19 protein-coding genes are annotated in these 26,039 nt (G+C 56.6%); 6 read left to right on the plus strand and 13 right to left on the minus strand.

Annotation, left to right across the window (positions count from 1 at the left end):
• Window positions 1–11: 11 nt before the first annotated feature.
• From EDF78_RS11875 to dgt, 5 genes are all read right to left on the minus strand, one after another.
• The gene (locus tag EDF78_RS11875) at window positions 12–1,355 is read right to left on the minus strand and encodes an enolase C-terminal domain-like protein (protein ID WP_208294475.1); all 1,344 of its coding nucleotides are present in this window, start codon (window positions 1,353–1,355) and stop codon (window positions 12–14) included.
• Entirely contained in the window at window positions 1,352–2,725 is a 1,374-nt protein-coding gene (locus EDF78_RS11880) for an MFS transporter (protein ID WP_133823166.1), read from the minus strand. The genes EDF78_RS11875 and EDF78_RS11880 overlap by 4 nt, the downstream gene beginning before the upstream one ends.
• Window positions 2,726–2,951: 226 nt before the next feature.
• Window positions 2,952–4,112 carry a CdaR family transcriptional regulator gene (locus EDF78_RS11885; protein ID WP_095924717.1) on the minus strand — a complete coding sequence of 387 codons (1,161 nt, stop codon included), beginning with the start codon at window positions 4,110–4,112 and terminating at the stop codon, window positions 2,952–2,954.
• 239 nt (window positions 4,113–4,351) lie between these two features.
• Entirely contained in the window at window positions 4,352–5,797 is a 1,446-nt protein-coding gene (gene degP, locus EDF78_RS11890) for a serine endoprotease DegP (RefSeq protein WP_119827034.1), read from the minus strand.
• Window positions 5,798–6,003: 206 nt separating this feature from the next.
• Window positions 6,004–7,518, minus strand: coding sequence for a dGTPase (gene dgt / locus EDF78_RS11895; RefSeq protein WP_133823167.1), 1,515 nt, complete (start codon window positions 7,516–7,518; stop codon window positions 6,004–6,006).
• 182 nt (window positions 7,519–7,700) lie between these two features.
• Here dgt and mtnN point away from each other — a divergent pair, with 182 nt between their 5' ends.
• The 3 genes from mtnN (at window position 7,701) to EDF78_RS11910 (ending at window position 9,799) form a co-directional block, all read left to right on the plus strand.
• Complete coding sequence (gene mtnN / locus EDF78_RS11900; protein WP_133823168.1) at window positions 7,701–8,405, plus strand: 5'-methylthioadenosine/S-adenosylhomocysteine nucleosidase; 705 nt, start codon at window positions 7,701–7,703, stop codon at window positions 8,403–8,405.
• A gap of 31 nt (window positions 8,406–8,436) precedes the next feature.
• Window positions 8,437–9,228, plus strand: coding sequence for a vitamin B12 ABC transporter substrate-binding protein BtuF (gene btuF / locus EDF78_RS11905; protein ID WP_166654456.1), 792 nt, complete (start codon window positions 8,437–8,439; stop codon window positions 9,226–9,228).
• Between the two features lie 325 nt (window positions 9,229–9,553).
• The gene (locus tag EDF78_RS11910) at window positions 9,554–9,799 is read left to right on the plus strand and encodes a hypothetical protein (RefSeq protein ID WP_095924713.1); all 246 of its coding nucleotides are present in this window, start codon (window positions 9,554–9,556) and stop codon (window positions 9,797–9,799) included.
• 138 nt (window positions 9,800–9,937) lie between these two features.
• Here the strand turns inward: EDF78_RS11910 and erpA are convergent, their stop codons facing one another.
• Together erpA and clcA are read right to left on the minus strand one after the other, a co-directional pair.
• Window positions 9,938–10,282, minus strand: coding sequence for an iron-sulfur cluster insertion protein ErpA (gene erpA, locus EDF78_RS11915; RefSeq protein WP_015690402.1), 345 nt, complete (start codon window positions 10,280–10,282; stop codon window positions 9,938–9,940).
• 103 nt (window positions 10,283–10,385) lie between these two features.
• Window positions 10,386–11,849, minus strand: a complete 1,464-nt coding sequence (gene clcA, locus EDF78_RS11920; protein ID WP_095924712.1) for a H(+)/Cl(-) exchange transporter ClcA — start codon at window positions 11,847–11,849, stop codon at window positions 10,386–10,388.
• A 186-nt stretch (window positions 11,850–12,035) separates the two neighbouring features.
• On the opposite strand from clcA, the gene hemL reads away from it, so the two are divergent.
• On the plus strand, window positions 12,036–13,316 hold the full coding sequence (hemL, locus tag EDF78_RS11925; RefSeq protein WP_095924711.1) for a glutamate-1-semialdehyde 2,1-aminomutase: 1,281 nt from the start codon (window positions 12,036–12,038) through the stop codon (window positions 13,314–13,316).
• A gap of 223 nt (window positions 13,317–13,539) precedes the next feature.
• On the plus strand, window positions 13,540–13,674 hold the full coding sequence (locus tag EDF78_RS25945) for a hypothetical protein (RefSeq protein ID WP_279586822.1): 135 nt from the start codon (window positions 13,540–13,542) through the stop codon (window positions 13,672–13,674).
• 6 nt (window positions 13,675–13,680) lie between these two features.
• Here the strand turns inward: EDF78_RS25945 and fhuB are convergent, their stop codons facing one another.
• The 6 genes from fhuB to hrpB all read right to left on the minus strand — a co-directional run bounded on the left by fhuB (window position 13,681) and on the right by hrpB (window position 25,397).
• Window positions 13,681–15,669: a Fe(3+)-hydroxamate ABC transporter permease FhuB gene (gene fhuB, locus EDF78_RS11930; protein WP_131693865.1), complete on the minus strand. Its 1,989-nt coding sequence runs from the start codon at window positions 15,667–15,669 to the stop codon at window positions 13,681–13,683.
• Window positions 15,666–16,568, minus strand: coding sequence for a Fe(3+)-hydroxamate ABC transporter substrate-binding protein FhuD (gene fhuD, locus EDF78_RS11935; RefSeq protein WP_095924709.1), 903 nt, complete (start codon window positions 16,566–16,568; stop codon window positions 15,666–15,668). Before fhuD ends, fhuB begins: the two co-directional genes overlap by 4 nt.
• Window position 16,569: 1 nt before the next feature.
• Window positions 16,570–17,382: a Fe3+-hydroxamate ABC transporter ATP-binding protein FhuC gene (gene fhuC, locus EDF78_RS11940; protein WP_095924708.1), complete on the minus strand. Its 813-nt coding sequence runs from the start codon at window positions 17,380–17,382 to the stop codon at window positions 16,570–16,572.
• Between the two features lie 208 nt (window positions 17,383–17,590).
• Complete coding sequence (gene fhuA / locus EDF78_RS11945) at window positions 17,591–19,819, minus strand: ferrichrome porin FhuA (RefSeq protein ID WP_133823169.1); 2,229 nt, start codon at window positions 19,817–19,819, stop codon at window positions 17,591–17,593.
• Window positions 19,820–20,112: 293 nt separating this feature from the next.
• A complete protein-coding gene (gene mrcB / locus EDF78_RS11950) occupies window positions 20,113–22,746 on the minus strand; it encodes a bifunctional glycosyl transferase/transpeptidase (RefSeq protein WP_133823170.1) in 2,634 nt (877 codons plus the stop codon).
• Window positions 22,747–22,952: 206 nt separating this feature from the next.
• On the minus strand, window positions 22,953–25,397 hold the full coding sequence (hrpB, locus tag EDF78_RS11955; protein ID WP_133823291.1) for an ATP-dependent helicase HrpB: 2,445 nt from the start codon (window positions 25,395–25,397) through the stop codon (window positions 22,953–22,955).
• 96 nt (window positions 25,398–25,493) lie between these two features.
• On the opposite strand from hrpB, the gene thpR reads away from it, so the two are divergent.
• Window positions 25,494–26,036: an RNA 2',3'-cyclic phosphodiesterase gene (thpR, locus tag EDF78_RS11960; protein ID WP_133823171.1), complete on the plus strand. Its 543-nt coding sequence runs from the start codon at window positions 25,494–25,496 to the stop codon at window positions 26,034–26,036.
• Window positions 26,037–26,039 lie beyond the last annotated feature (3 nt).

Below are 26,039 nucleotides of genomic sequence, written 5' to 3' on the forward strand. Positions count from 1 at the left end.
GTCAGATTCCGTTAACCGCGCCCCATGGCCGGGCGCTTGCGATCGAATGTCCAGCCGGGGATCAGATACTGCATCGCGGCGGCATCGTTACGCGCGCCGGTCGGCAATTTCCGGTGTAACTCGTGGGCGCGATGGATTTGATCCATGTCGATCTCCACGCCCAGCCCCGGTTTTTCTGGCACTTTGATTTTCCCGTTCACAATTTGCAGCGGCTCTTTGGTCAGGCGCTGGTTGCCTTCCTGCCAGATCCAGTGCGTGTCTATCGCAGTCGGTTTACCCGGTACGGCCGCGCCAACATGGGTAAACATCGCCAGCGAAATATCAAAATGGTTATTCGAATGGCAGCCCCAGGTCAGGCCCCATTCGTCGCAAAGTTGCGCGACGCGCACCGCACCGTGCAGGGTCCAGAAATGCGGATCCGCCAGCGGGATATCCACCGACTGCAACATCACCGCGTGCTGCATCTCACGCCAGTTGGTGGCGATCATGTTGGTCGCGACCGGTAAGCCTGTCGCGCGGCGGAATTCGGCCATCACCTCGCGGCCGGAAAAGCCCTGCTCCGCGCCGCACGGATCTTCGGCGTAACTGAGGATCCCATGCAGGTCTTTGCACAGGTCGATGGCTTCATCCAGCAGCCACGCGCCGTTCGGATCGACAGTAATTCGCGCATCGGGAAAACGTTTTGCCAGCGCCTTGATCGCGTCGATCTCCTGTTCGCCCAGCAGCACGCCGCCTTTGAGTTTGAAATCTTTGAAGCCATAACGATCCTGCGCCGCTTCCGCCAGCCGCACCACCGCCTCACTGTTCATCGCTTCCTGATGACGCAGGTGATACCAGTCGTGCGTGCCGCGCTCGCCTTCCTGATACGGCAAATCGGTTTTCTGCCGGTCGCCGATATAAAAGAGATAACCGAGCACCGTCACTTCATCACGCTGTTTGCCCGGCCCGAGCAGTTCGCACACCGGCACGCCGAGGAATTTGCCCATCAGATCCAGCAGCGCGGCTTCCAGTGCCGCGACGGCGTTCACCCGCAGTTCAAACGTCCACGCGCCTTTGCCGAAAGAATCAAAATCCGACGACTGATTACCGGCGTGGATCTGATGCACCAGCCGGTTCATGCGCGCCACTTCCTGACCCTTCACCTGCGCAATGGCTTCCACCAGCGTGTTGTAAATGACTTCTCCGCCCGGCGCTTCGCCGACGCCGGTATTTCCGGCGCTGTCTTTGAGGATCACGATATTGCGGGTGAAGTAAGCGCCGTGCGCGCCCCCGATATTCATCAGCATGCTGTCATGCCCTGCCACCGGAATAACCTGCATATCCGTGATGACCGGCGAGGATCGCGTACTCATCATCTTTCTCCTTTTACTGTGCCGGTAACGGCATACGGGCGAAGCTGGATGCGTTCGATTTTTCCGACAATAAACAGGTAGCTGACCACGGCGAGCAGCGCGTGGATGCCGACATAAATCAGCGCGCCGTTGAAGGAACCGGTGGTGCCGATAATGTAGCCGATGGCGATGGGGGTGATGATGCCGGAGACGTTACCGAACATGTTGAACAGCCCGCCGCTCAGCCCGCTGATTTCTTTCGGTGCGGTGTCGGCCATCACTGCCCAGCCCAATGCGCCCAGCCCTTTGCCGAAGAAGGCGAAGGCCATAATGCCGACCACCATCCATTCGGTGCTGACGTAGTTGCAGAAGATCATCGACATCGACAGCAGCATACCGATCACAATCGGTGCCTTGCGCGACAGCGTCAGGTTGTTGGTTCTGCGCATCAGCCAGTCGGAAATAACCCCGCCCAGTACGCCGCCGAGGAAGCCGCAAATTGCCGGCACCGAGGCCACCATGCCCGCTTTGAGGATCGACATGCCGCGCGCCTGCACCAGATACACCGGGAACCAGGTGATGAAGAAGTAGGTCAGCGCATTGATGCAGTACTGGCCGATGTAGATGCCAATCATCATGCGTGATTTCAGTAATTGTTTAAGCTGGAAGGCTTTTTCGCCTTTGACGACGGCTTTTTTGGTGGTCTTCTGATCCATGTTGATCAGTGCGCCACCGGCTTCCATGTAATCGAGTTCCGCCTGATTCACGCCCGGATGATCTTTCGGATCGTGGATCACTTTCAGCCAGATGAAACTCAGTACGATCCCCAGACCGCCCATAAAGAAGAAGACGTGTGACCAGCCCACTTCATGCGTCAGCCAGCCCATGATCGGGGCGAAAATTACCGTGGCGAAGTACTGCGCGGAGTTAAAAATTGATACAGCGGTGCCGCGTTCCTGAGCCGGGAACCAGGCCGCGACGATACGGCTGTTGCCGGGGAAGGAAGGCGCTTCGGCCAGACCGACCAGAAAACGTAAGGCAAACAGCGAAACGACAATGCCGAAGCCGCTGAAGACATCGACGAAGCCCTGCAACAGGGTGAACAACGACCAGATGAAAATGCTGTAGAAATACACTTTTTTCGAGCCGAATTTATCCAGCAGCCAGCCACCGGGTATTTGCCCGATCACATACGCCCAGGAAAATGCCGAGAAGATATAGCCCATCCCGACGGAATCCAGTCCGATATCTTTGGCCATCGCCGAACCGGCAATGGATAACGTGGCACGATCGCCGTAATTAAATGAGGTGACAATAAATAACATCACCACTATCCAGTAGCGCGCGTTAGTTCTTTTTTTGACGGCACTGGCTGATGAAATGGTAGTTTCCATGGTGTTCTCCGGAATTAATGACAACGCCTCTACACAGAGATAAAAGTCATTCCATTCACAGAACTGTAGGGTTCAGAGAGGAAGGAACGCAGCCAGTATATGAACAACATTCCTTTTACTCATTGGGCAATACAACAGGCTTGAACCGTCCTTTGCATTTATCCTGAGGCATATGCCCAGCGCCATGCGAGTTGTTTCACAAAAAATGAAACAGCTGTGATGGCTGTCACAGCTGGTCGTTATCTAATTGCAGCGCGACATACAGCAATAAACGATCGTCGAAATTCCCCAGATCCAGGCCGGTTAATTCAGAGATGCGGTTGAGGCGATATTCCAGCGTATTACGGTGAATATAGAGGGCTTTCGAGGTGGCGGTCGGCTGCACATTATTGTGGAACCACGAGGTCAGCGTGCGGCGCAATAATCCGTTGCCGTCAGTGGCTTTCAGACGGGCCAGCGGACGCACCAGTTCGTCGGCCTGCCAGCCGCCGCGCAGACTGTCGAGCAGCACCGGCAGGATCAGATCCTGATAGAAATAGCAGCGTTGTTCCGGCATCCGCTGTTTACCGACGGTCATGGTGGTGCGCGCGGTGCGGTACGAACGGGCGATGCTGCCGGGGCCGGTAAAGAAGTTACCGAGGGAAATGCGCACGCGCAGACGACCGGTTTCGGTCATGCGGGAAAGCAGATGATCGATGCGCTGGCGGTGGCCGTCCGGATCCCAGCGATCGTAGCTGTTCAGCGCCGGTTTCAGCACCACCATTTCGGTGAGGGAGACAATGGCGATCAGGTTGTCACGTTCCGGCGTGGTCAGCAGGGTTTGCAGCTGTTGCAGCTCGGCCATCGCGGAATCGACACCCAACTGGCCGCTGTCGACCTCCACCACCGCAGCGACGCGCGGCCGGTTCAGGTCGATGCCCAGACGCTGCGCCCATTCCATCAGCGCCGGAGAAAGCTCGTCCACGCGGATCAAATTCAGCACCAGTTCTTCACGCAGACGGCTGTCCTGCGCCAGCATATGCAGCAAACGCGCCTGTTCGAGCATCATTTCGGCGGTCATACACACCAGTTCGCCGTACTGGCGCAACTGAGACGGATTGCCCGTCAGACCAATGACGCCCACGATCTGGCCATCAATACGCAGCGGCAGGTTGATGCCCGGACGCACACCGTGCAAATGCCTTGCCACGCCTTCGTCGATATCGACAATACGTTCCTGCGAAATAGACAGTAAAGCCCCTTCGTGCAATTCACCAAGGCGCTGGTCGTCGCCACTGCCGATAATCCTTCCGCGGCCATCCATGACATTCACATTACTATCAATAATTTGCATTGTGCGGGCAACAATTTGTTGCGCCAGCTTTGCATCGAGATGATACGCCGACATGGAGCCCCTGCCTTGCCTGTTTTATCGTTGTAAAAACAGCATACTCAGGCCGGGACGGCCATACATTATGCAAATGCCCAAAGAGCGAAAGCGCCTGTTGAAGTTGCGGGTAAAGTCACATTTTTAAGCAAATGCCCAGACTTGCCTGCAAAAAACCGGTCATGGGTGGGAAACGCTGAACAGCAGACAAAAAAAAGCACGCCGGAGCGTGCTTCTTGTCGGGACACTGCGGGCAGAAATTACTGCGCCAGCAGGTAAATCGAGGTGTCGCCACGCTGAATATCCAGCGCCAGAACGTTTGGCTTGGTGTCGAGAATTTTACGCAGTTCGCCCAGATTGGCGACTTTCTGCTGATTCACGCCCAGGATCACGTCGCCTTTTTTCAGGCCGATGCGCGCGGCGGTAGAACCGGCTTTCACGTCATCCACTTTCACGCCTTTCTGGTCGCCCGCTGCGCCGTTGCTCAGTTCCGCCCCTTCGATACCGGTGTAAATGTTGCCGGATTCGACTTTAGGTGTCTGAGTACTTTGCTCAATGGTCACGTCCACGTTCATCGGTTTGCCTTCACGCAGCAGGCCGAGGGTGACTTTGGTGCCGATTGGCATGGTGCCGATATCCGCACGGAACGAAGCGAAGCTGCTGATCGGTTTACCGTTCATGCTCAGGATCACGTCACCGGCTTTGATGCCCGCTTTTTCAGCCGCAGATTTCGGCATCACCTGGCTGATGAATGCGCCACGTTGGGCGTCCACTTTCATGGCTTTCGCCAGTTCAGAGTTCAGCTCGGTACCCATGATGCCCAGTTCGCCACGTTTCACCTGACCGAATTCGATCATCTGTTTGGACAGGTTTTTCACCATGTTACTTGGGATCGCAAAACCGATACCGATGTTGCCGCCGTCCGGTGCCAGGATCGCGGTATTCAGGCCGATCAGTTCACCGTTGAGGTTCACCAGCGCACCGCCGGAGTTACCGCGGTTGATCGCCGCATCCGTCTGGATGAAGTTCTCGTAGTTTTCGATGTTCAGGCCGGAACGTCCCAGCGCAGAAACGATACCGGAGGTCACGGTTTCACCCAGACCGTACGGGTTACCGATCGCCACGGTGTAATCGCCGACGCGCAGCTGCTCGGAATCCGCCATTTTAATGGCCGTCAGGTTTTTCGCATTTTGTAACTGGATCACTGCAATGTCAGAACGCGGATCTTTGCCGATCACTTTCGCGTCGAACTTACGGCCATCGTTAAGCTGTACGCTGATTTTGGTGGCGTTATCCACCACGTGGTTGTTGGTGACCACATAACCTTTATCGGCATCAATGATCACGCCGGAACCCAGCGCACGGAAATCTTCTTTCTGCTCAGGTGCGGGCTGACCATCTGGACCCTGACCGCCGCCCTGACAAACCGGCGAGCCCTGGAACGGCGAACCGTCCTGACACAGCGGTGAATTCTGACCAAAGAACTGCTGGAACTGCTGGCCCATACGCGGTGTTTTCACCGGTGCGCTGCCTTCGACGTTAACGCTCACCACGGACGGCATCACTTTCTCAAGCATCGGTGCCAGACTTGGCAGCTGCGTCGTGCTGGAAGACGCCGTTTCGGCCGCCAGCGCAGAAGAAACCGGGGCCATTGCCATACTGATACTTAACGCTAATGCGCTGAGGAATAAACTCGATTTTTTCATTTTTCAGGATCTCTTAAAATTATTGTGGCAACCAAAATAGTCGCATTGCTTGGTAGTCGTGATACTGAGAGGGTATTAATAGCGTGAAGTTCATCAGGGTCGATCTGACAATGGTAAAAAAGTATTGTCAGCATTTACAAATGGCGTTTTTTCAGACAGTTCCGTAAAGAAAATTAAAGACATTTAAACTTTCCTTTTAATGAGGACTATTCCGCAGCCATGAGTCTTCTGTATTCATCATACGCATAAAGGTCGGTCATTCCGCTGATATAATCCTGAATCATTCGCGCCCGGTAATAAAATTCCTGCGCGGCATGTTCCGCCACCGGTAATCCTTCCAGCGCCGCCACCGCATTGTTGTAGGCCAGACGGTGTTTGGCAGAAATCTTATGCAACAGACGGGTTTCTATCGGATATTTCCGGTGCGTATCTTCCTGAACCAGCTGAGTAAAATCGGTCAGCGGCATATCCAGCAGCGGGCTGTAAATATCCAGCAATCCGCTGATCACCCGGTAGCCTTGTAATTCCAGCTCTTCCACTTCGGGATGGTTGAATACCTGTTTGAAGGCCACGCTTTTATAAATTTCTAACAACCGGTTGGCCTGACTGTCATCTTCAAGTAACGCGTGATTAAAGGTGCCCTGATAAATATCTTCTATATTATCAATGAACCGGCGGGCCGCATGCGGCACCAGTTGCTTGACGGTCTGCACGCGCAGTTCCATAAAGAAGTAATCCACCGGATTACGGAACGTTTTGGCGTTATCCATTTTTTCGTAGGCGGTACGTACCACTTTATCGAAGAAGTCGTTTTTGCCGATCTCGCCCCATTCGCGGCACAGATACTTATATAGCTGATCCACGCTGAAAATACTTTTCTCCACCGCATCTTCCAGATCTGCAATACAGTAAGAAATGTCATCGGCCGCTTCCATAATGTAAGTCAGTGGAAAACGGTTAAATTCCCCCAGATCCAGCTCGCTGCGCATTTTTTTGATGAAAGGTTCTTCCGCCAGATAAAACCCTGGCTTTTTCATCAGATAATCATGCGATGGCAGTTTGCTCAGCGAATACGCCGGACGGGTGTATTTCAGGATGCAGGCGGTCTGGCTGTAGGTGAGATTGAGTTTCAGCAGCGTAAACACCAGCCGGATAGCCTGCGCGTTGCCTTCAAAATTGCACAGGTCATAGCGGATTTTGCTGCGCAGGCGGTTCAGTTCAACGTCGCCGGACGTCAGGCGCAGACAGGCGACCAGACAGGCATCGGTTTCCGGCGGCGTTTCGCCACATCCGGCGGTATCCATGCGTCTGGCGAACCAGTTGTTAATGGCAGATTCGCCGAAATGGCCGAACGGCGGGTTGCCGATGTCATGCATCAGACACGCCATTTCCACCACGCTTTCAAAGGGATCGGTCACGTCGTCCAGCCCGTAAGCCTCAAGCTTTCCCTGACGGCGCAGACGGTGCAAAATTTCTTTGGCGATGTGACGCCCCACCTGCTGAACTTCCAGGGAATGGGTCAGGCGGCTGCGGACGGCGGCGTTTTTCTCCAGCGGGAACACCTGCGTCTTTTGTTGCAGGCGGCGGATGGCGGCGGAGTTAATAATCCGCCCGCGATCGCTTTCAAACTGACGGACGACGTCATAGGCATCGCGCGCCTCGATCGTGGCACTGAAAGGGCGTTGAAAATTGAATTTCGCTTTAAAATCGATCCCGGACATGATTTCCCACCTTTTCAGCCACTCACGCGTCTAAGTGACACGCGGTTGCGTTACAAACCCGCATCCCAAACGCATTATCTCTTGTCACTAGCCATGATAGACTATCGCGCATTGTTTTCGTGATTAAACCTTCAATTCCGCACCCGCTGCGGCTCATTCCACCCACATCTGCGAGTATTTATATGAAAGTAGGCATCATCGGCGCAATGGAGCAGGAAGTGACCCTGCTGCGCGACAAAATCATTAACCGTCAGACCATCGAACGTGCAGGCTGCGAAATCTACACCGGCCAGTTAAACGGCGTGGACGTGGCGCTGCTGAAATCCGGCATCGGTAAAGTGTCTGCCGCCATGGGCACCACGCTGTTACTGGAACATTGCCGCCCTGACGTGGTGATCAATACCGGTTCCGCAGGCGGTCTGGCGAAAACGCTGAAAGTGGGCGATATCGTGGTATCGGACGAAGTGCGTTATCACGATGCCGACGTCACCGCATTTGGTTATGAGCCGGGTCAGATGGCCGGTTGCCCGCCCGCCTTCACCGCCGATCCTGAACTGATTGCGCTGGCTGAAAACTGCATCCGTGAACTGAACCTGAACGCCGTACGCGGTCTGGTGTGCAGCGGCGATGCTTTCATCAACGGCGCTGCGCCGCTGGCACGCATCCGTGCCACCTTCCCGCAGGTGGCTGCTGTCGAAATGGAAGCGGCGGCCATCGGCCACGTATGCCATCTGTTTGGCACACCTTTCGTGGTGGTTCGCGCGATTTCTGACGTGGCGGACGGTGAATCTCACCTGAGCTTCGAAGAGTTCCTGGTGGTGGCTGCACAACAATCTACCCTGATGGTTGATGCAATGCTGACTGCTCTGGCCGCGTCAGAAGAGTAACCGCTACGTGATACTGCGCCGGTTCTGTCTCATGTTGCTTTGCCTGCTGATGCCTGCTGCGGTTATCGCGACACCGGCGCAACGGGTGATCAGTCTGGCACCTAATCTGACCGAACTGGCGTACGCTGCCGGTCTGGGCGACCGGTTAGTCGGAGTTAGTGCTTACTCCGATTATCCGCCCCAGGCCAGCAAGACCGAACAGGTGGCGGACTGGCAGGGGATCAATGTCGAACGCATCGTGACATTGAAACCGGATCTGGTGCTCGCCTGGCGGGGCGGCAATCCGCAGCGCCCGCTTGATCAGCTCACTTCGCTGGGCATCCGCGTGGTTTATCTTGATCCGCAAAATGCCGGGCAGGTGGCGCAGGCGCTGGAACAACTGGCGATTTACAGCCCTTCACCGGAAATGGCAAAACACGCCGCCGCCGATTTCCGCCAGCAATGGCAGGCTCTTAAGCTGAAATATCACCGTGAAAAGCCGGTTCCGGCCTTTATTCAGTTCGGCACCCAGCCGTTGTTTACCGCCTCGTCGGCCACGATGCAAAGCGAAGTGCTGGACGTCTGTGGTGCAAAAAACATTTTCGCCGACAGCCGTGTGCCGTGGCCTCAGGTCAGCCGGGAACAGGTTTTAAGCCGTCATCCGCAGGTGATTGTTATATCGGGCGGAAAATCACAAAAACAGGTGATTGAGGATTACTGGCGTTCGTTGTTCAGCGTGCCGGTGATTGCGCTGGATGCCGACTGGTTCAGCCGTGCGGGGCCGCGGATCCTTCTGGCCGCCCGTCAGCTTTGCCCTCAGCTGGCAGCCTTGCCTCAGGGGTGAATGCTTACTAACTATTTAGCCCTGTCCCCGCAAATAACCGGCATGGCATTTTTCCGAATTGTTGCTTTATTAACCGAAATCAATAATTCTGCCCTGTCATCTGGTAGCATATCCGGCGTAAAATCCTACGTACGTTGCCAGCCCTCGCTTTAACATTATCTCTTTGTATTACAAACGAAATAATAAGAATAACGGCGCGATACACGATAAAAACGTGACTTATTTCCCGATCATAAGAAATCCGGATTAAAGGCCGTAAAATTTAGACCGATAACCTTTTCAGCCAGGCTGATTTTATCGTTCTACACCAGCAGGAATAACAATAATGAAAGCTCTTTTACTCAGCGCGCTGCTCGCCCTGAGCCCGCTGTTTGCTGTCGCGGGCATGGTGGGCGGCCAGATTGGTGTCAGTCTGACGATCCTGCCCAGTTGCAAGATTGATGCGGCACACAGCGGCACGTCCGTCACCTGCGCCAGCCGGACGATGATGCAGCCCCACATCAGCGAAATGATGCTCACCGCCGTTCCCGGCATCAGCATGGATTCGAAGCTGGTGACCGTCGAATGGTAACCCCCTTGTGAATGCTCACTTACCTGAGCGCCCTTCCCTCACAACGTTTGACCATAAAAAAAGCCCGTCTGCTATCAGCAAACGGGCTTTTAATTTCTACAAAATCTTTACCCTAAATCATTCGGGCTTGAAGGGTAATCAGATGCTGAAGGAAGAGCCGCACCCACAGGTGGTTTTTGCATTCGGGTTAGTCACCACGAAACGTGAACCTTCCAGCCCTTCGGTGTAATCCACCGAACCGCCGACCAGATATTGCAGGCTCATCGGGTCAACCACCAGCGCCACACCGGCTTTTTCGATGGTCATGTCGCCGTCATTAATTTTGTCGTCAAAGGTGAAACCGTACTGGAATCCGCTGCAACCGCCGCCGGTGATGTACACGCGCAGTTTCAGGTTCGGGTTTTCTTCGTCGGAAATCAGGTTTTTCACCTTACGCGCAGCGGCCTCAGTAAACTGTAACGGCAACGCGGTTGTTTCATTCAACAATGCTTCACTCATAATTTCTCACTCCCAATCCGCATTTGTTCAGGCCGCCGGATTGACTGTCTGAATAATATACTCATTATCTTATACCTGAGTTAATGCTTCAAGTATGGGCATTTTTGGCTGCGCTGTCCTGCTTATTGATGCCTTCGGCGACGACATCTGCCTGCGCTTTTTCAGCATTCTCGCGTTCCTGCTTCTGTAAGGTGCGGGTCAATATGGCGGAATACAAGGGCTTACCGCCCAAAAACTGCGCCAGCAAGGTCGCGCCGAGACAGGTAATGATCATCGGTAAAATCAGCTGATAATTATCGGTCATCTCCAGCACCAGCACGATCCCGGTCAGCGGTGCGCGCACACTGGCGGCAAATAACGCGCCCATCCCGGCGATGGCAAAGGTGGCGGGCTGAATACCGTATTGCGGGAACCACGCCAGTGCCGCCGTGCCGAAAGCCGTACCGAGTAATGTTCCGAGCGCCAGCATCGGGGCAAAAATCCCGCCCGGCGCGCCGGAAGCAAAGCACAGCAGCGTGGTCACCACGCGGACAACAAAAATCACCAGCAGCATCATCAGGCTGTATTTTCCTGCGGCCGCCAGCGGGATCAGCGCGAAACCGCCGCCGGTCACTTCCTGATGTACCAGCCCGAGCAGGCCGCAGAAGCCGCCCAGCATGCCGCCGATAATCAGGATCTTGCGCAGATTTCCGCCATGTACGCGGGCAAACATGTCCTGCGTGCGGAAAATCAGGGCGTTAAAACAGACGCCGACCACACCAAACACCATGCCCAACACCAGATACAACCACAGCGTATTGAGCGGCGCATTCGCCAGCCTGCCGACTTCAATCACTGCGCCGTCGCCGTTAAAAATACGGAAAACGATGCTCGACATGATCACCCCGATAAACACCGCTTTTATCGAGATCAGGCTGTAACGGAACTGCAAACGCATCTCTTCGAGGATAAACAAGATCCCGGCCAGCGGCGCATTGAAGGCCGCAGAAAGCCCCGCTGCTGCGCCCGTCGCCAACAGAGAGTGCCGCGCTTCCGCGCTGCGCAGCCGGAAAATATCCACCATCATTTTCCCGACGTTTGCGCCCATCTGTACGGTCGGCCCTTCCCTGCCCAGCACCATACCCGCGCCGAGCGTGCCCATGCCGCCAAAGAATTTCACCGGGATCACCCGCCACCAGCGCACCGGCCGCAACTCCTCCAGCGCACCTTCAATTTCGGGAATGCCCGAGCCACCCGCTTCAGGGGCAAAACGCCGCACCAGATAGTAGCCGACCATCGCCAGCGCGGCGGAGAACACAAACGTCAGCGGCCACAGCAGGATCCAGTAATCGCTGAGGACGCCCAGCCCGGAAAGCCGGATCGCCATCACCCAGTTCACCGCCTTCTCGAACGCCACGCCGAGTAAACCGGCGACCGTACCGACCACGGCAGCGACAAGCAAAATGGTGACCGGCGTTTTATCACGGCGCAGTACAAGACGCAGGATTTCGCTGCGTTTGCGGGGGCCACGCACCGGTGCATCCGCTAAAATTTCAGTGTCTGATTCATTCATCACGGAAAGGGATATACAGAAAAGGTTATGGAAGATGAATGAATTTAATCATACAAATTGCCGTCCTGACAGGATCTGCAACAAAATGCCGTACGGTTTACGGTTTGATAACGCCGCTCAGTTCACTAGAATGGGCGCATAAATTTTTCCGAGACATATTGAACCCAGCAATTCAGGAGCCGAATAATGAGTAAGTCAGAAAGTCTGTTCACGCAGGCGCAAGCGCTAATCCCGGGCGGTGTTAACTCGCCGGTACGTGCCTTCTCCGGCGTCGGCGGCGTCCCCTTATTCATCGCGCGCGCTGACGGCGCTTTCCTGTTTGATGCCGATGGCAAAGCCTATATCGATTATGTCGGTTCATGGGGGCCGATGGTGCTTGGTCATAACAATGCCGACATCCGCAATGCGGTGATCGAAGCGGCTGAACGCGGCCTGAGCTTTGGCGCGCCGACCGAGATGGAAGTGAAAATGGCCGAACTGGTGACCGGTCTGGTACCCAGCATGGACATGGTGCGCATGGTGAACTCCGGCACCGAAGCGACGATGAGTGCCATCCGTCTGGCGCGCGGCTTCACGCATCGCGATAAAATCGTCAAATTCGAAGGCTGCTATCACGGCCACGCTGACTGCCTGCTGGTGAAAGCCGGTTCCGGCGCGCTGACCCTCGGCCAGCCGAACTCCCCGGGCGTTCCGGCAGATTTCGCCAAACACACGCTGACCTGTACGTATAACGATCTGGATTCCGTCCGCGCTGCGTTCGAACAATTCCCTGACGACATCGCCTGTATCATCGTTGAGCCGGTCGCGGGCAACATGAACTGCGTGCCGCCACTGCCGGAATTCCTGCCGGGTCTGCGCAAGATTTGTGATGAATTCGGCGCACTGCTGATCATCGACGAAGTGATGACCGGTTTCCGTGTGGCGCTGGGCGGTGCTCAGGAGTACTACGACGTTACGCCGGATCTGACCTGTCTGGGCAAAATCATCGGCGGCGGGATGCCGGTGGGCGCCTTTGGCGGCCGTCGTGACGTGATGGAAGCGCTGGCACCGACCGGCCCTGTCTATCAGGCAGGAACGCTTTCCGGCAACCCGATTGCCATGGCAGCGGGTATCGCCTGTCTGACGCAGGTCGCGCAGCCGGGCGTTCATCAGACCCTGACGGAGCGCACCACCCAACTGGCAGAAGGCTTGCTGGAGGCGGCGCAGGAAGAAAACATTCCGTTCGTGGTGAACCACGTCGGCGGCATGTTCGGCCTGTTCTTCACCGACGCAGAAACCGTGACCTGCTATCAGGATGTGATGAAATGCGACGTTGAGCGTTTCAAAAAGTTCTTCCATCTGATGCTGGAAGAAGGCGTGTATCTGGCCCCTTCCGCGTTTGAGGCAGGCTTTATGTCTCTCGCTCATACTCAGGAAGACATCCAGCGCACCATCGACGCCGCACGTCGCTGTTTCGCTAAGCTTTAAGATCTGGTCAAGTCGGCTCCTCCCCTGCGAAGGGGGAGGAGCAAGACCAAAATCAGTTCAGGTTTTATTGCAGCTGAGTGCGGAACACGATCAGCTCCCTCCCCTGCGAAGGGGAGGGCTGGGGTGGGGTATTAAGGTCAAAAACCAAATTCAAAGTGTGCTTTAACTCATTGCTTTGTATTTAAACCCCCCTCCCAACCTCCCCCTTCGCAGGGGGAGGAGCATGACCAAAATCAGTTCAGGTTTTATTGCAGCTGAGTGCAAAACACGATTAACTCCCTCCCCTGCGAAGGGGGAGGAGAAAAAGCCACTTCCAAAGAAAGAGCCGTTCTCAACATCTCCCTTTTTTATTCGCTGAAACTTTCTATTTCGCCTGCTTTCTCAGCAGATAAATAAAGTACGGTGCGCCGATAAAGGTGGCGAGCAAACCGGCGGGAATTTGATCCGGGAAGATGATCATCCGTCCGCACCAGTCCGCAAAGACCATCAGCAAACCGCCAAGCACACTGGCGACCATCCACTGCGGGATTGCCCTGCGGAACCCCATCATTCGGGCCATATGCGGTGCCATCAGGCCGACAAAACTCAGCGGCCCGACCGTCAGTGTCGCGGCAGCCGTCATCACCGCCGCCAGCAACAGGATCGCCACCCGGGTGGGTGTCAGCGCCAGACCCACCGATCTCGCCGTCACGCTGCCCAGCGGCAGGATGTTAATCCAGCGTCGGCAGAACGGCACAATCATCATGGTGACCGCAGCCAGAGCCAGCGTGCGCCACGCGGTGGCGGCAGTGACAGAATAAGTCGAACCTGAGAGCCAGGTCAGCAGGCCGCCCATGCGCGGATCGCCGCTCGCCAGCAATAACGTCATCAGCGTGGTGAACGCGGTACTGAGCGCGATACCGGTCAGCAACATGCGTTCGGCAGAGAAACTGCGCAATCCCGAGGTGACCATAATCACCAGCAACGTCAGCGCCGCACCGGCACTGCCCGCCGGCAACAGCCAGACAAACGCATCGCCCGGCACGATAAACATCATCACCACCACGCCGGTCGCCGCGCCGGAACTGATCCCCAGCACTTCCGGACTGGCCATCGCGTTGCCGGTGAGTTTCTGGATCAGCACGCCGGACGAGGCCAGCATCACCCCCGCCGCCAGCGCCGCCAGCACGCGCGGTAAGCGCCACGGCAGCAGCGCCTGTAAATCGGCACCGGTTGACCAGCTCCAGCCGGTCGCGTTGCGTCCGGCCATCAGCGCGACCATCAGGCCGAGGAACAGCACGGCGAGCGCCAGCGACACCCAGCGCACCAGATGCTGACGTTCATCGGGCACATGGTCGCCCTGATCCATCGGCGGCGGTGTCATGTTATTGCGCAGACGCGGCAGCAACCATAACAGCAGCGGCGCGCCCACCAGCGCCGTGGCGGCACCGGTCGGAATTTCCATCCAGAAGGGGGTGATAAACTGCATCACCTGATCGGTGAGCCACAACAGCAGCGCACCGATCACCGGTGCCAGAATAAGGCGCGCAGGCAGACGACGCGCGCCGAGCATTTTTGCCAGCAGCGGTGCAAACAGGCCGATAAAGCCGATGATGCCCACCGCATTGACCAGTTGCGCACTCATCAGGATCGCCAGCGTCAGGACAGCAAGACGCGCCGCTGACAGCCCGAGACCGAGGTTTTTGGCGACGCCGTCATCCAGCCCCAGCAGGGTCATCGGCCGCTGTAACAGAAACGCCAGCAGCCAGACAATAATCAGGCGCGGCAGCAGGAAATTCGCGACATCCCAGTCCTGCTGGTTCAGCGCCCCGCTGCTCCACATGTACAGGCTTTGCAGGTTCTGATAGTTGAAGATGCCGATCAGGCCGTTCACCGCACCGCAATACAAGCCGAGCACCAGACCGGCGAGGATCAGCGTGACCGGTGACATACGTTTGCCCCAGGCGATACCAAACACCAGCGCACCGATGACCACTGCCCCGGCCATGGCGGCAAACTGCTGAGTGATCATCCCGCCCGGCAGCGCCCACAACGTGGCGACGGTCAGGCCGAGCTGCGCGCCCGCCGAGACGCCAAGCGTCGCGGGTTCCGCCAGCGGATTGCGTAAAACCTGCTGGAACAGCAGACCGACCAGCCCCAGTCCGGCCCCCGCCAGCAAGGCCACGGCGACGCGCGGCAGCAGGCTGTAGTGGAAAAGCATCTGCTGAACGTTATCGATATCCGGCTGCCACAATGCGCCGCGCCACTGCGCATAAGGCAGTTGCTGATGCAGGTTGTAAATGCTGAGCGCACCGGCGGCCAGCGTCAGAATAATCAGAAGGATCAGCGACACGCTGAGCGAACGGCGGCTCATAGGGGTTTCCCCAGGGTGCGGGTTAACAATTTGCAAAAATTCATCGCGCTGAAAGTGGCGCCGTAATACCACACGGCAGGCACGATGCTGAACTGGTTTGCGCGCACGAACGGCATGGATTGCCAGAGGGGCGTTTTCGCGACGGCGGCCATCATGTCGGCGTTGTCGTGTTCGAAACACAATACGCGGGCATTTTTAATGCTGGTCAGTCGCTCGACGCCGACCGAGACACTGCCCCAGAAACTGCCTTCGCCTTGCCAGGCGTTGGTCAGTCCGAGTTCGCTCATCACTTCATCGAACATGCAGCCCACACCAAACACCAGCACATGACGCGTATCGATAAAGGTGATCAGCAATAACGGCTGCTGCGCGACGGGCTTCAGTTGCTCGCGGGTCTGCGCCAGAGTGTCGCGGTAAAGCTGCAAATGCGTTTCCGCACGATCCTGTAAACCGAGGGTATCGGCCAGTTTATGCAGGGAACTGATCGCCAGATTGAGCGGTTTTGCCGAGCCGTCGTTAGCTTTAACGCCCAGCACCGGCGCGATGGATTCAAGCTGGCTGATGGTCGGGCCGTAACCGGTGGTGATCAGCAGCAGCGAGGGTTTCAGTTGCTGGATCAGTTCCATGTTCGGTTCAGTACGCTGACCGACGTCAATCACGCCCGGTGCCAGCGGCGGTTCAACCACCCAGGTGTTGTAATTGCGGATATCGGCAATCGCCAGCGGCATCACGCCGAGTGCTATCAGCAACTCGGTGGGCAACCATTCGAGGGTAACAATGCGGCTGAGATCGGGGCGCGACGCCGACAGCGCAGGCAGCGACGTCAGCAACGGGGAAAGCGCCATCATCTGCAACAGACGGCGACGGGTTAATCCGGAAAAGTTTGAAATATCAGACATATCAGTATACGAAGCTCACCGGCGCGCCACCCGCAGGATGCGGCAGGATACCCATCGGAATACCATAAATTTGTTCAAGCACATCGCCGCGCATCATCTCTTCCGGCGCGCCCTGTGCAATCATTTCGCCACCGCGCAACGCCATCAGCTGATCGCAATAACGGGCGGCCATGTTCAGGTCATGCAGCACCGCGATCACGGTTAAGCCTTTTTCACGGCTCAGACGCTGGATCAACGCCAGCACGTCTTTCTGATGCGCGATATCCAGCGCAGACGTCGGCTCATCCAGCAGCAGGCAACGGCTGTCCTGCGCCACCATCATCGCCAGCCAGGCGCGCTGACGTTCGCCGCCGGAGAGGCTGTCCACCAGACGGTGCGCGAAGGGTTTAAGGCCGACCAGCGCAATGGCTTCTTCGACCTTTTCTTTATCCTGATGTTTGAAACGCCCGAGCGCGCCGTGCCACGGGTAGCGGCCAATCGCCACCAGTTCCTGCACGGTCATGCCTTCTGCGGCAGGAAGTTGCTGTGGCAGGTACGCCACCTGACGCGCAAAGGCTTTGCTGTCCCACTGCGCCAGCGGCGTTTCATTGAGATAAATCGTTCCGGATGTCGCGGACTGATGCCGCCCGAGCATTTTTAACAACGTCGACTTCCCCGATCCGTTGTGACCGATCAGGCCACACACTTTGCCCTGCGCAAAGGTCAGGGATAATGGCGCGAGAAGCGTGCGTCCCGGAACGCTGAAACTCACGTCCTGCAGGCGGAAGACGCTGTCTGGCAGCGGGGAAGACGGATGTACGTTGTTATCAGGCATAAGATTTTCTACGTCGACATCTGGTTGAGAACAGGAAACGGGCACGACCTGCGTGCCCGGATTTTGGTGCTTACGACTCCATCGATATCCTCAGTAATTCTGGTTGCAGACAGGCGACAAGTGCGCAAATCCCCGGGCGCTTAGTCAACTAAGTGACCGGGGTGAACGAACGCCGTCAACGCATCTGCAGCCTGAAGTACGACGGATATCAGAAACGGAATGTGGCGGTGGCTACCACCTGACGATCTGAACCCCAGTAACAGGCGTAATCGCGGTAGCAGCTGGCGACATATTCGCGATCCAGCAGGTTGTTAATGTTCAGACCCACGGAAGAACCAGGCAGGCCGAAGCGACCCAGATCGTATTTCACTGTGGCATCTACCAGCGTATAGGACGAAACGTTGAACGCTTCATTCTCTCTGGATGCATTCACACCGTTCGCTGTATAGAAGCTGGAGCTGGCACCAACATAACGCACACCGGAACCGACTGTCAGACCGCTGAGCGCAGTTTCGTGGAAGGTATAATCCGCCCACAGAGACGCCATATTCGCCGGTACTTCAACAGGACGTTTGCCTTCGAAATTGGTGTCATGCGTGTATTTGGCATCGGTATAGGTGTAAGACGCCGTCACGTTAATGTTGGCGTTAACCGCCGCTTTGGCTTCCAGTTCCAGACCACGCGAACGAATTTCACCGGACTGAACGCTGAAGGCAGCATCAGACGGGTTAGCCGTCAGGTTTTTGTCTTTCGTCAGTTGGTAAACCGCTGCCGTCACGCTGATCGGACGATCGTTCGGAATGTATTTGATCCCGGCTTCGTACTGTTTACCCATGGAAGGATCAAACGGTTGCCCTTCTTTGGAAGCACCCGCGGTCGGTTCAAAGGATTCGCTGTAACTGAAGTATGGCGAAATACCGTTGTCGAACAGGTAGTTCAGGCCACCGCGCCAGGTGAACTGCTGGTCATTAATCTGCGACGCGCTGTCGGCCGTGCGGGTGTAGGTTGAGCTTTTCGCGAAGTCGTAACGGCCGCCGAGGGTCAGGATCCACTGGTTCCATTCTGCCTGATCCTGCGCGTACAGGCCGGTTTGTTCCTGACGGTTAAGGATCTGATACGGGAAGTACAGGGACACGTTGCCGTTGCCATATTGCGGATTCGCCAGATTCAGGTTACTTGCGCTGCCGTAATCGGCGTCAATGTCGTTACGCATACGCATGTAATCAACACCGACCAGCAGGGTGTGATCGACATCGCCGGTGCCGAATTTAGCCTGAGCCTGTGTATCGACGTCAAAGTTCGCCAGCTTCTCTTTGGACTGAACATAGCTGCGCGTAATGTTGCCGTTACCGAGGTAACCGAAGCCATAGACAGATTTATATTCAGTATCAAGTTTGGTGTAACGCAGGTTCTGACGAACCGTCCACGTATCATCAAACTGATGTGCGAAGCTGTAACCGACCATTTTCTGAGTGCGGGACATGCGGTTACCCGCTTCACCCTCGTTGAAATCGGTCGGCAACTTGTGGGCTTTCCCGTCGGCGTCGTAATACGGCACCACGGTGCCTTCACGCGGCAACCAGCCATAGTATCCGGCATCCGGATCGTTCTGGAAATTGCTCAGGAAGGTGAAGTCAGTTTTATCATCAGGACGCCATGAGAAAGACGGCGCAATCGAATAACGTTTTTCTTTCGCCATTTCCTGCTGTGCATCCTGACTGCGCGCCACGCCGGTCAGACGGTAGGAATACACGCCTGCGTCATCAATGGCATCGCTGAAGTCAAAACCGGTCTGGTACAGGTTGTCTGTACCCATTTTGAACTGCACTTCTTTCAGCGGTTCGGTGGTCGGACGCTTGCTGACCATGCTGACAACGCCGCCCGGGTTACTTTTGCCGTACAGGACAGAAGACGGTCCGCGCAGCAGTTCAACACGCTCAAGCATGTACGGATCCATCGAGACTTCGGAGTAGTTATCCCCCTGAAGTTTGATGCCGTCGAGATACTGGTTGGTGTTCACAGAAGTGAAGCCACGGATTGCCATGGCATCAATGGTGTTAGAGCTGCCGCGGCTGGCAAACACACCGGCTGTGTAGCCCAGCGCTTCTTTCACGGTGACAGGTTGCTTCATGTCCATTTCTTCGCGGGTCACCACGGAAATGGATTGTGGCGTCTTCACCAGTGGCGTGTCGGTTTTTGTGCCGGTCGCGCTGTGTTTTGCCGCGATAGTGGCCGCCGGCCCCCACGCAGATTCGGGTGCCGCTTCGGCCATTGCCGAGCTGGTCACGTTGATGGTGTCTTCAGTGGCAGGCGCTGTGGTCGCGGCACCTGCGTAGAACGCGGTGGCGCTGAGTGCTGCGGTAATGGTTAAAGCTAACGTCCGACGCTTGAATGCGCCTTTTTGGACTGAGTTTGAAAGCGAGCGTTGAGAAGCCATTGCATAATCTCTGGAGGAGTAATGGGAATGTAAACGATAATTATTATTATGACCGTCGCATATTATGCTCAATGCTTACGCGGCTGCAAGCCTATTTAATGCATAGATTGTCCGAATGAATAAAAAGTATCCCCATGTTAAACATGGGTAAAAACGCCTATAAATTAAACGGGAATGAATGTGACAAGCTTGCGGGAAATGTAAATTACGACGGGTAAATTCGGATGAAGACCGGCAAATAAAAAAGGCGCAATTCTCATTGCGCCTTTTAGGTTTATTGAATCAATCGTTTATCAGTTGCCTGAGCCAAACATATCCTTGATCCAGCCCGCCACACCGTTGCTGTCTTTTTTCTCATCCTGAGACTGAGGCTGTTGCCCGGATTGCTGCTGTTGTTGCTGTTGCTGTTGCTGCTGCTGCATCTGTTGTTGCTGCTGTTGCTGAACCGCGCTCACTGACGCCTGACACATGGCATCCGGTGAATCAGTCCAGACCGGAATTGAACGCACCGCGCCACTCCCACCTAGCAAGCCGCCGCTGTCGCCGCCGCAGACAAAGTTACCGCTGCCATCAATATTCATCGTATTGATGCCTTCCGGCATTTGCAGATCGAGCGGCTGAGGCGTGCCGTTTTCCAGATAGCGTCCGTAAAGCACCAGCGCACCGGTAGAACCCCACAGTTTAGACGGGCCGTTGTTATCGCGGCCAACCCAGGTGATCGCCACCTGATTGCCATCGATACCGGCAAACCAGCTGTCACGCAGTTCGTTGGAGGTCCCGGTTTTCGCCGCCAGATGCAGTTTCGGGAACTTGTTAGCTAATGCGCGGGATGTCCCTTCCTGCACCACCTGCTGCATCGCATACAGCGTCAGATACGCCGCCTGCGACGGGATCACACGGATGGCCTGCGGGAAGCTCTGATAAAGCACCGTGCCGTCTTCCGCAATCACCGAGCGCACCGCAGACAGTGGCGCTTTGTTGCCGCCGCTGGCAATGGTCTGGTATTCCTGCGCGACTTCCATCGGCGTCAGCGCAATCGCCCCCAGCAGCATCGACGGCGTCTGGTTCAGGGATTCTTTCGGGATCCCCAAATCAATCAGCGTTTTGGTGATGTTATCCAGCCCGACCGCCATCCCCAGATTAACCGTCGGGACGTTCATCGAACGCGCCAGCGCATCCACCAGCAGCACCTGACCACGGAACTGATGGTCATCGTTTTTCGGCGACCAGGTCTGGCCGTTCGCCAGTTTCAGGGTCAGCGGCTGATCGGCAAGAATGGTATTCAGACGGTATTTATCCGGCTGAGACAACGCGGTCAGATAGGTCGCCGGTTTCGCCAGTGAGCCAACCTGGCGGCGTGCCTGCATCGCACGGTTGAAGCCCGCGAACTGCGTTTCCGCGCCGCCGACCATCGCCCGCACTTCGCCGGTATAACGGTCAACAATGACCATCGCCGTTTCAATGTCATTCAGGCCGCTTTTCTTTCGCAGTAAAGGAATGCCTTCCTCGACCGCTTTTTCCGCCGCATCCTGAGAAATCGGATCCAGCGTGGTGAAGATTTTCACCCCGGACATGTCCTGAACTTTATCGCCCAGTTTCGCCTGAAGTTCCTGACGGACCATCTGCATAAACGCCGGTTGCGGCGAAATCACCCCGCCCTTCGGCTGTACGCCCAGCGGACGCGCGCTCAGCATGTCATACAGTTCCTGATCGATAACTTTCTGCTCGACCAGCAAACGCAGCACCAGATTACGGCGTTGCAGCGCCATCTGCGGGTTACGCCACGGGTTATACAGCGACGCGCCTTTCACCATACCGACCAGTAACGCCTGCTGATCCAGACTCAGTTCGTTCACCGGACGGCCAAAGTAATACAGGCTCGCCAGCGGGAAACCGCGGATCTGATCGGAACCGCTCTGGCCGAGATACACTTCGTTCAGGTACAGCTCAAGAATGCGGTCTTTGCTGTAATCCGCATCCAGCAGGATCGCCATAATCGCTTCACGCGCTTTACGGCTCAGTGAACGCTCGTTGGTCAGGAACAGGTTTTTCACCAGCTGCTGTGTCAGCGTTGAACCGCCCTGCACCGCATGACCGGCGGTCAGGTTCGCCAGCACCGCACGGCCGATGGAATAGAAGTTGATGCCGTCGTGTTCATAGAAATGACGGTCTTCCGTCGCCAGCAGGGTATCGACCAGCAAATCAGGGAAACCGGAACGCGGCACGAACAGACGCTGTTCACCGTTGGTATTAGATGCCTGCAACATGGTGATCAGACGCGGATCAAGGCGGAACAGCCCGAAATCACGCTGGTTATCCAGATTTTTGATCTCTGACAGGCTGTTGCCGTCAAACATCAGACGGGCATTCACCTGCCCTTCTTTCCCTTCCGGGAAATCAAACGGACGACGCAGCAAATCGATGTAATTTGCGTGCACCGTAAACTCGCCCGGACGGGTGATGCGCGTCACTTCGCGGTATTGCGTGCCTTCCAGCAGGCCGACCATTTCGGCTTTGCTGATCGACATATCCGGCTCAAGGTTGACCTGACGGCCATACACCGCCGCAGGCAGTTGCCAGACTTTACCGCCATCAATACGGTCGTGAATTTGCTTGTTGAGATAAACCGCGTAAATCCCCAGCAAAATGAGGAAGACGACAAACAGTTTGACTAACAACCAGAACAGACGGCGCTTCTTGCTTTTCTTGCCGCCTTTACTCGCTTTACGCGGCGGCGCTTTACGGCTCATGCGCGACTCCCGTTCTTCTTCGTAGTCATCATCATCTTCATACTCGTCATCGATTTCCTCTTCGTATTCTTCATAGTCGTCATCCCGACGGCTACGGCGAACGGGACGAGCCCGCGCAGGCTTGCGCCCGGCAGGTTTACCTTTACGGCCAATCGGCTCGCGATCATCGCCAGACATCAGTCAATCTCCCAACGTGCTGCTGTGTTCGTCATAATGATTCTGCTTAGCTGAGTCATTTTCATTTTAGCATTCAAAAAACGCGATATTTCAAACAGATAATCTCTCTGGCCTGAATTCAGGCCGCAAGGCGCTTACTCTGTGCCCCGCTTTAGATTTCGCACAGAAGAAATGTCTGAAAAATTGTGCTTTTCATGCACATTTCATCAGGGTGCTGAAGACTTCTTGGTGCGCCGCGTCGGCAGCGCTTGCGCCGGATTGTCCGGCCACGGATGTTTCGGATAGCGCCCTTTCATTTCTTTCTGCACTTCACGGTACGAGCCCTGCCAGAACGCCGCCAGATCGGCAGTGATCTGCAACGGACGCTGTGCCGGAGAAAGCAGTTCCAGTACCACGGCAACGCGGCCTTCCGCCAGTTGCGGGCTGCGTTGCTCGCCGAACATCTCCTGCATTCTCACTGAAAGTGCCGGTGGCTGGTCTGCATGATAACGGATTGGCAGACGACTGCCAGTCGGCACGGTGTAATGGGTCGGTAACGCGCTGTCCAGACGCTGACGCTGTTGCCAGTCCAGCAACCTTAATAAGGCATCATGTAAATCAACCTGTTGCAGCGATTTTAACGAGCGGACGCCCTGTAAAGAAGGCTGTAACCAGCGTTCCAGACCGTCGAGCAAAGCCTGCTCGTCAACCGCTGGCCAGTCCGCTTCCGGCAACCATTTTGCGGCGCAGAGAAGCCGCACGCGCAGTTGTTCTGCCGCCACCGACCAGTTCAGCGCCTGTAAACCCTGCGTGCGGATCCAGTCGATCAGCGCCTGTTGCAGCTCCTCATCGTCCGGTTTTGCCAGCGGGTTGGCTTTCAGCACCAGCCGTCCGATCTGCCAGCGTCGCCAGGCGCGCAACGTGCCTTTTTCCTCATCCCATTCCACCGCCGTCTGTTCTTTAACGACATCGGGCAGGCGCGACGGCAGTTGTGTGATGTCCAGCGCCATCGCCAGCAAAATGCGGGCATCCGGGCTGTTGTTGCCCTGCAATAACTGCGGCGCGACCAGCCACGGCGCCCGGGTTAATCCGTCATCCTGCGGCAGCGAGGCGCCGAGTCCGTTCGCCAGTAAATAGCGGCCGTCTTCACCGCGGCGTTGCGCAATACGATCACTGAATGCCCGCGCCAGTAACCACGGCGCGAGCGAGGCATCCGGCTCACCGCTTTTTGCACCGGTACGCTGCGCCAGCTGTTTTGCCCGCCGCTGCCAGTTGCCCTGCGGACGGCTGAACCAGTAGTCCAGATCCGGCAATCCGCCGCGTGGCGGTTCTTCGAGCATGGCCGCGAGCAGCGCCGCCGTGGCCAGCGCATCGGGGCTTTGTGCAGCGGCTGATATCAGCATCGCCGCCAGCCGTGGCTCACAGCCCAGTTGCGCCATACGCTGTCCGGCGGCGGTGAGTTTGCCCTGCGCACCGGTCGCACCAAGTTGCTGTAACAGGTTTTTGGCGGCTGACAGCGCGGCGGCCGGTGGCGTATCCAGCCACTGAAGTTGTGCCGGATCCTGACAGCCCCACTGCAATAATTCCAGCCAGAAACTGCTCAGATCGCTTTGCAGGATTTCGGCTTCCGCCTGCGCGCTGGCACGTTCCGCCTGCTCCTTGCTGAACAAATGCCAGCACATGCCCGGCTCCAGACGTCCGGCACGGCCCGCGCGCTGGGTCATCGAGGCCTGACTGATGCGCTGCGTCACCAGCCGCGTCAGGCCGCTGCGCGGATCAAACTGCGCGCTGCGTTCCAGACCGCTGTCGACCACCAGCCGGATGCCTTCGATGGTCAGACTGGTTTCGGCAATGTTGGTCGCCAGCACCACTTTGCGGCGTCCGGCGGGGGAAGGCTGAATGGCTTTTTGCTGCTGTTCTAACGACAGCGCGCCGTACAGCGGGCAGAGATCGACATCCTGCGCCAGCCTGCCGGTCAGTAAATTTTGCACGCGAGTGATTTCCGCCACGCCCGGTAAAAACAGCAGCATCGAGCCGTGATTTTCACTCATCAGGCGGCTGACCACGCGCGCGACGCCTTCGTCCAGCCGTTCGTGCGTGGCAAGAGAAAGGTACTGGCGCTCCACCGGAAAACTGCGGCCTGCGGATTCGATCACCGGCGCATCCGGCAGCAAGGAGGACAAACGCAGGTTGTCGAGCGTCGCCGACATGATCAGGATTTTCAAATCATCACGCAGGGCATTTTGCACGTCGAGCAACAGCGCCAGCGCCAGATCGGCCTGCAAACTGCGCTCATGGAATTCATCGAGGATCACCAGCGATACGCCGGACAGTTCCGGATCCGCCTGCACCATGCGGGTGAGAATGCCTTCCGTCACCACTTCGAGGCGGGTCGCGCTGCTGGTTTTGCTTTCGGCACGCATGCGATATCCCACCGTTTGCCCCGGCGTTTCCCCCAGTTGTTGCGCCAGACGGAAAGCGACGTTTTTCGCCGCCAGACGGCGCGGTTCAAGCAGCAGGATTTTGCCCGGCAGGTTAGCCTGTTTCAGCAACTGCAACGGCAACCAGGTGGATTTACCGGCACCGGTCGGTGCCAGCAGCAGGACCTGGGGTGACTGTTGCAGGGCGGCTAAAAGCGGTTCGAGTACGGCGCTGACCGGCAAAGAAGACAATGAATTCTCCATGAGAGTTAACATTAAACGGCGGGCATTGTAGCATTTAGCCCCACATCCGGCATGTTGCCGTGATTTGTCTGCCCAGGAAACGCTATGTCTGCCGAACGCCGCTTGTTTTTTGCTTTATCACTGCCTGCAAAATTGCAGAAACACGTGATTCAATGGCGTGCGGATAATTTCCCGGCGGAAACAGGGCGTCCGGTCGCGGCGGCCAATCTGCACATTACGCTGGCGTTTCTCGGGGAAATCAGCGCCATCAAAGAAGCCGCACTGACCCGCGTGGCGGGACGCATTCAGGGGCAGAAATTCAGCCTGCAACTCGATGATATCGGCCACTGGCCGGGGTCCGGCGTGGTGTGGATTGGCACAAAGCGCGCGCCCAACGCCTTATTGCAGCTGGCGTCCGTTTTGCGATCTCACGCGGCACGCAACGGTTGCCATCAGAGTACACTGCCGTTTCATCCGCATGTGTCGCTGTACCGCAGCGCGACGCGTCCGGTCGCCATTCCTCCGGCCACGCCCGGCTGGCCACTGGAAGCCACTGAATTCAGTTTGTACGAATCCCTGTTTGAGCGGGGGCGCACCCGTTACCGCTGCCTGCAATCCTGGCCGCTGGGCGAAACGTCGTCCGCCTGACGT

It is taken from the genome of Rahnella sp. BIGb0236, from assembly GCF_004364755.1.
Classification (GTDB): domain Bacteria; phylum Pseudomonadota; class Gammaproteobacteria; order Enterobacterales; family Enterobacteriaceae; genus Rahnella; species Rahnella victoriana.

Excerpts from the sequence above, each read along its gene's own strand:
- mrcB (WP_133823170.1), bottom strand. The coding sequence starts at position 22,746 with ATGTCTGGCGATGATCGCGAGCCGATTGGCCGTAAAGGTAAACCTGCC.
- EDF78_RS11910 (WP_095924713.1), top strand. The coding sequence starts at position 9,554 with ATGAAAGCTCTTTTACTCAGCGCGCTGCTCGCCCTGAGCCCGCTGTTT.
- thpR (WP_133823171.1), top strand. The coding sequence starts at position 25,494 with ATGTCTGCCGAACGCCGCTTGTTTTTTGCTTTATCACTGCCTGCAAAA.
- hemL (WP_095924711.1), top strand. The coding sequence starts at position 12,036 with ATGAGTAAGTCAGAAAGTCTGTTCACGCAGGCGCAAGCGCTAATCCCG.
- EDF78_RS11880 (WP_133823166.1), bottom strand. The coding sequence starts at position 2,725 with ATGGAAACTACCATTTCATCAGCCAGTGCCGTCAAAAAAAGAACTAAC.
- degP (WP_119827034.1), bottom strand. The coding sequence starts at position 5,797 with ATGAAAAAATCGAGTTTATTCCTCAGCGCATTAGCGTTAAGTATCAGT.
- EDF78_RS11885 (WP_095924717.1), bottom strand. The coding sequence starts at position 4,112 with ATGTCGGCGTATCATCTCGATGCAAAGCTGGCGCAACAAATTGTTGCC.
- EDF78_RS11875 (WP_208294475.1), bottom strand. The coding sequence starts at position 1,355 with ATGATGAGTACGCGATCCTCGCCGGTCATCACGGATATGCAGGTTATT.
- EDF78_RS25945 (WP_279586822.1), top strand. The coding sequence starts at position 13,540 with ATGACCAAAATCAGTTCAGGTTTTATTGCAGCTGAGTGCAAAACACGA.
- fhuC (WP_095924708.1), bottom strand. The coding sequence starts at position 17,382 with ATGCCTGATAACAACGTACATCCGTCTTCCCCGCTGCCAGACAGCGTC.
- fhuA (WP_133823169.1), bottom strand. The coding sequence starts at position 19,819 with ATGGCTTCTCAACGCTCGCTTTCAAACTCAGTCCAAAAAGGCGCATTC.
- dgt (WP_133823167.1), bottom strand. The coding sequence starts at position 7,518 with ATGTCCGGGATCGATTTTAAAGCGAAATTCAATTTTCAACGCCCTTTC.
- fhuB (WP_131693865.1), bottom strand. The coding sequence starts at position 15,669 with ATGAGCCGCCGTTCGCTCAGCGTGTCGCTGATCCTTCTGATTATTCTG.
- btuF (WP_166654456.1), top strand. The coding sequence starts at position 8,437 with ATGTTGCTTTGCCTGCTGATGCCTGCTGCGGTTATCGCGACACCGGCG.
- clcA (WP_095924712.1), bottom strand. The coding sequence starts at position 11,849 with ATGAATGAATCAGACACTGAAATTTTAGCGGATGCACCGGTGCGTGGC.
- mtnN (WP_133823168.1), top strand. The coding sequence starts at position 7,701 with ATGAAAGTAGGCATCATCGGCGCAATGGAGCAGGAAGTGACCCTGCTG.
- fhuD (WP_095924709.1), bottom strand. The coding sequence starts at position 16,568 with ATGTCTGATATTTCAAACTTTTCCGGATTAACCCGTCGCCGTCTGTTG.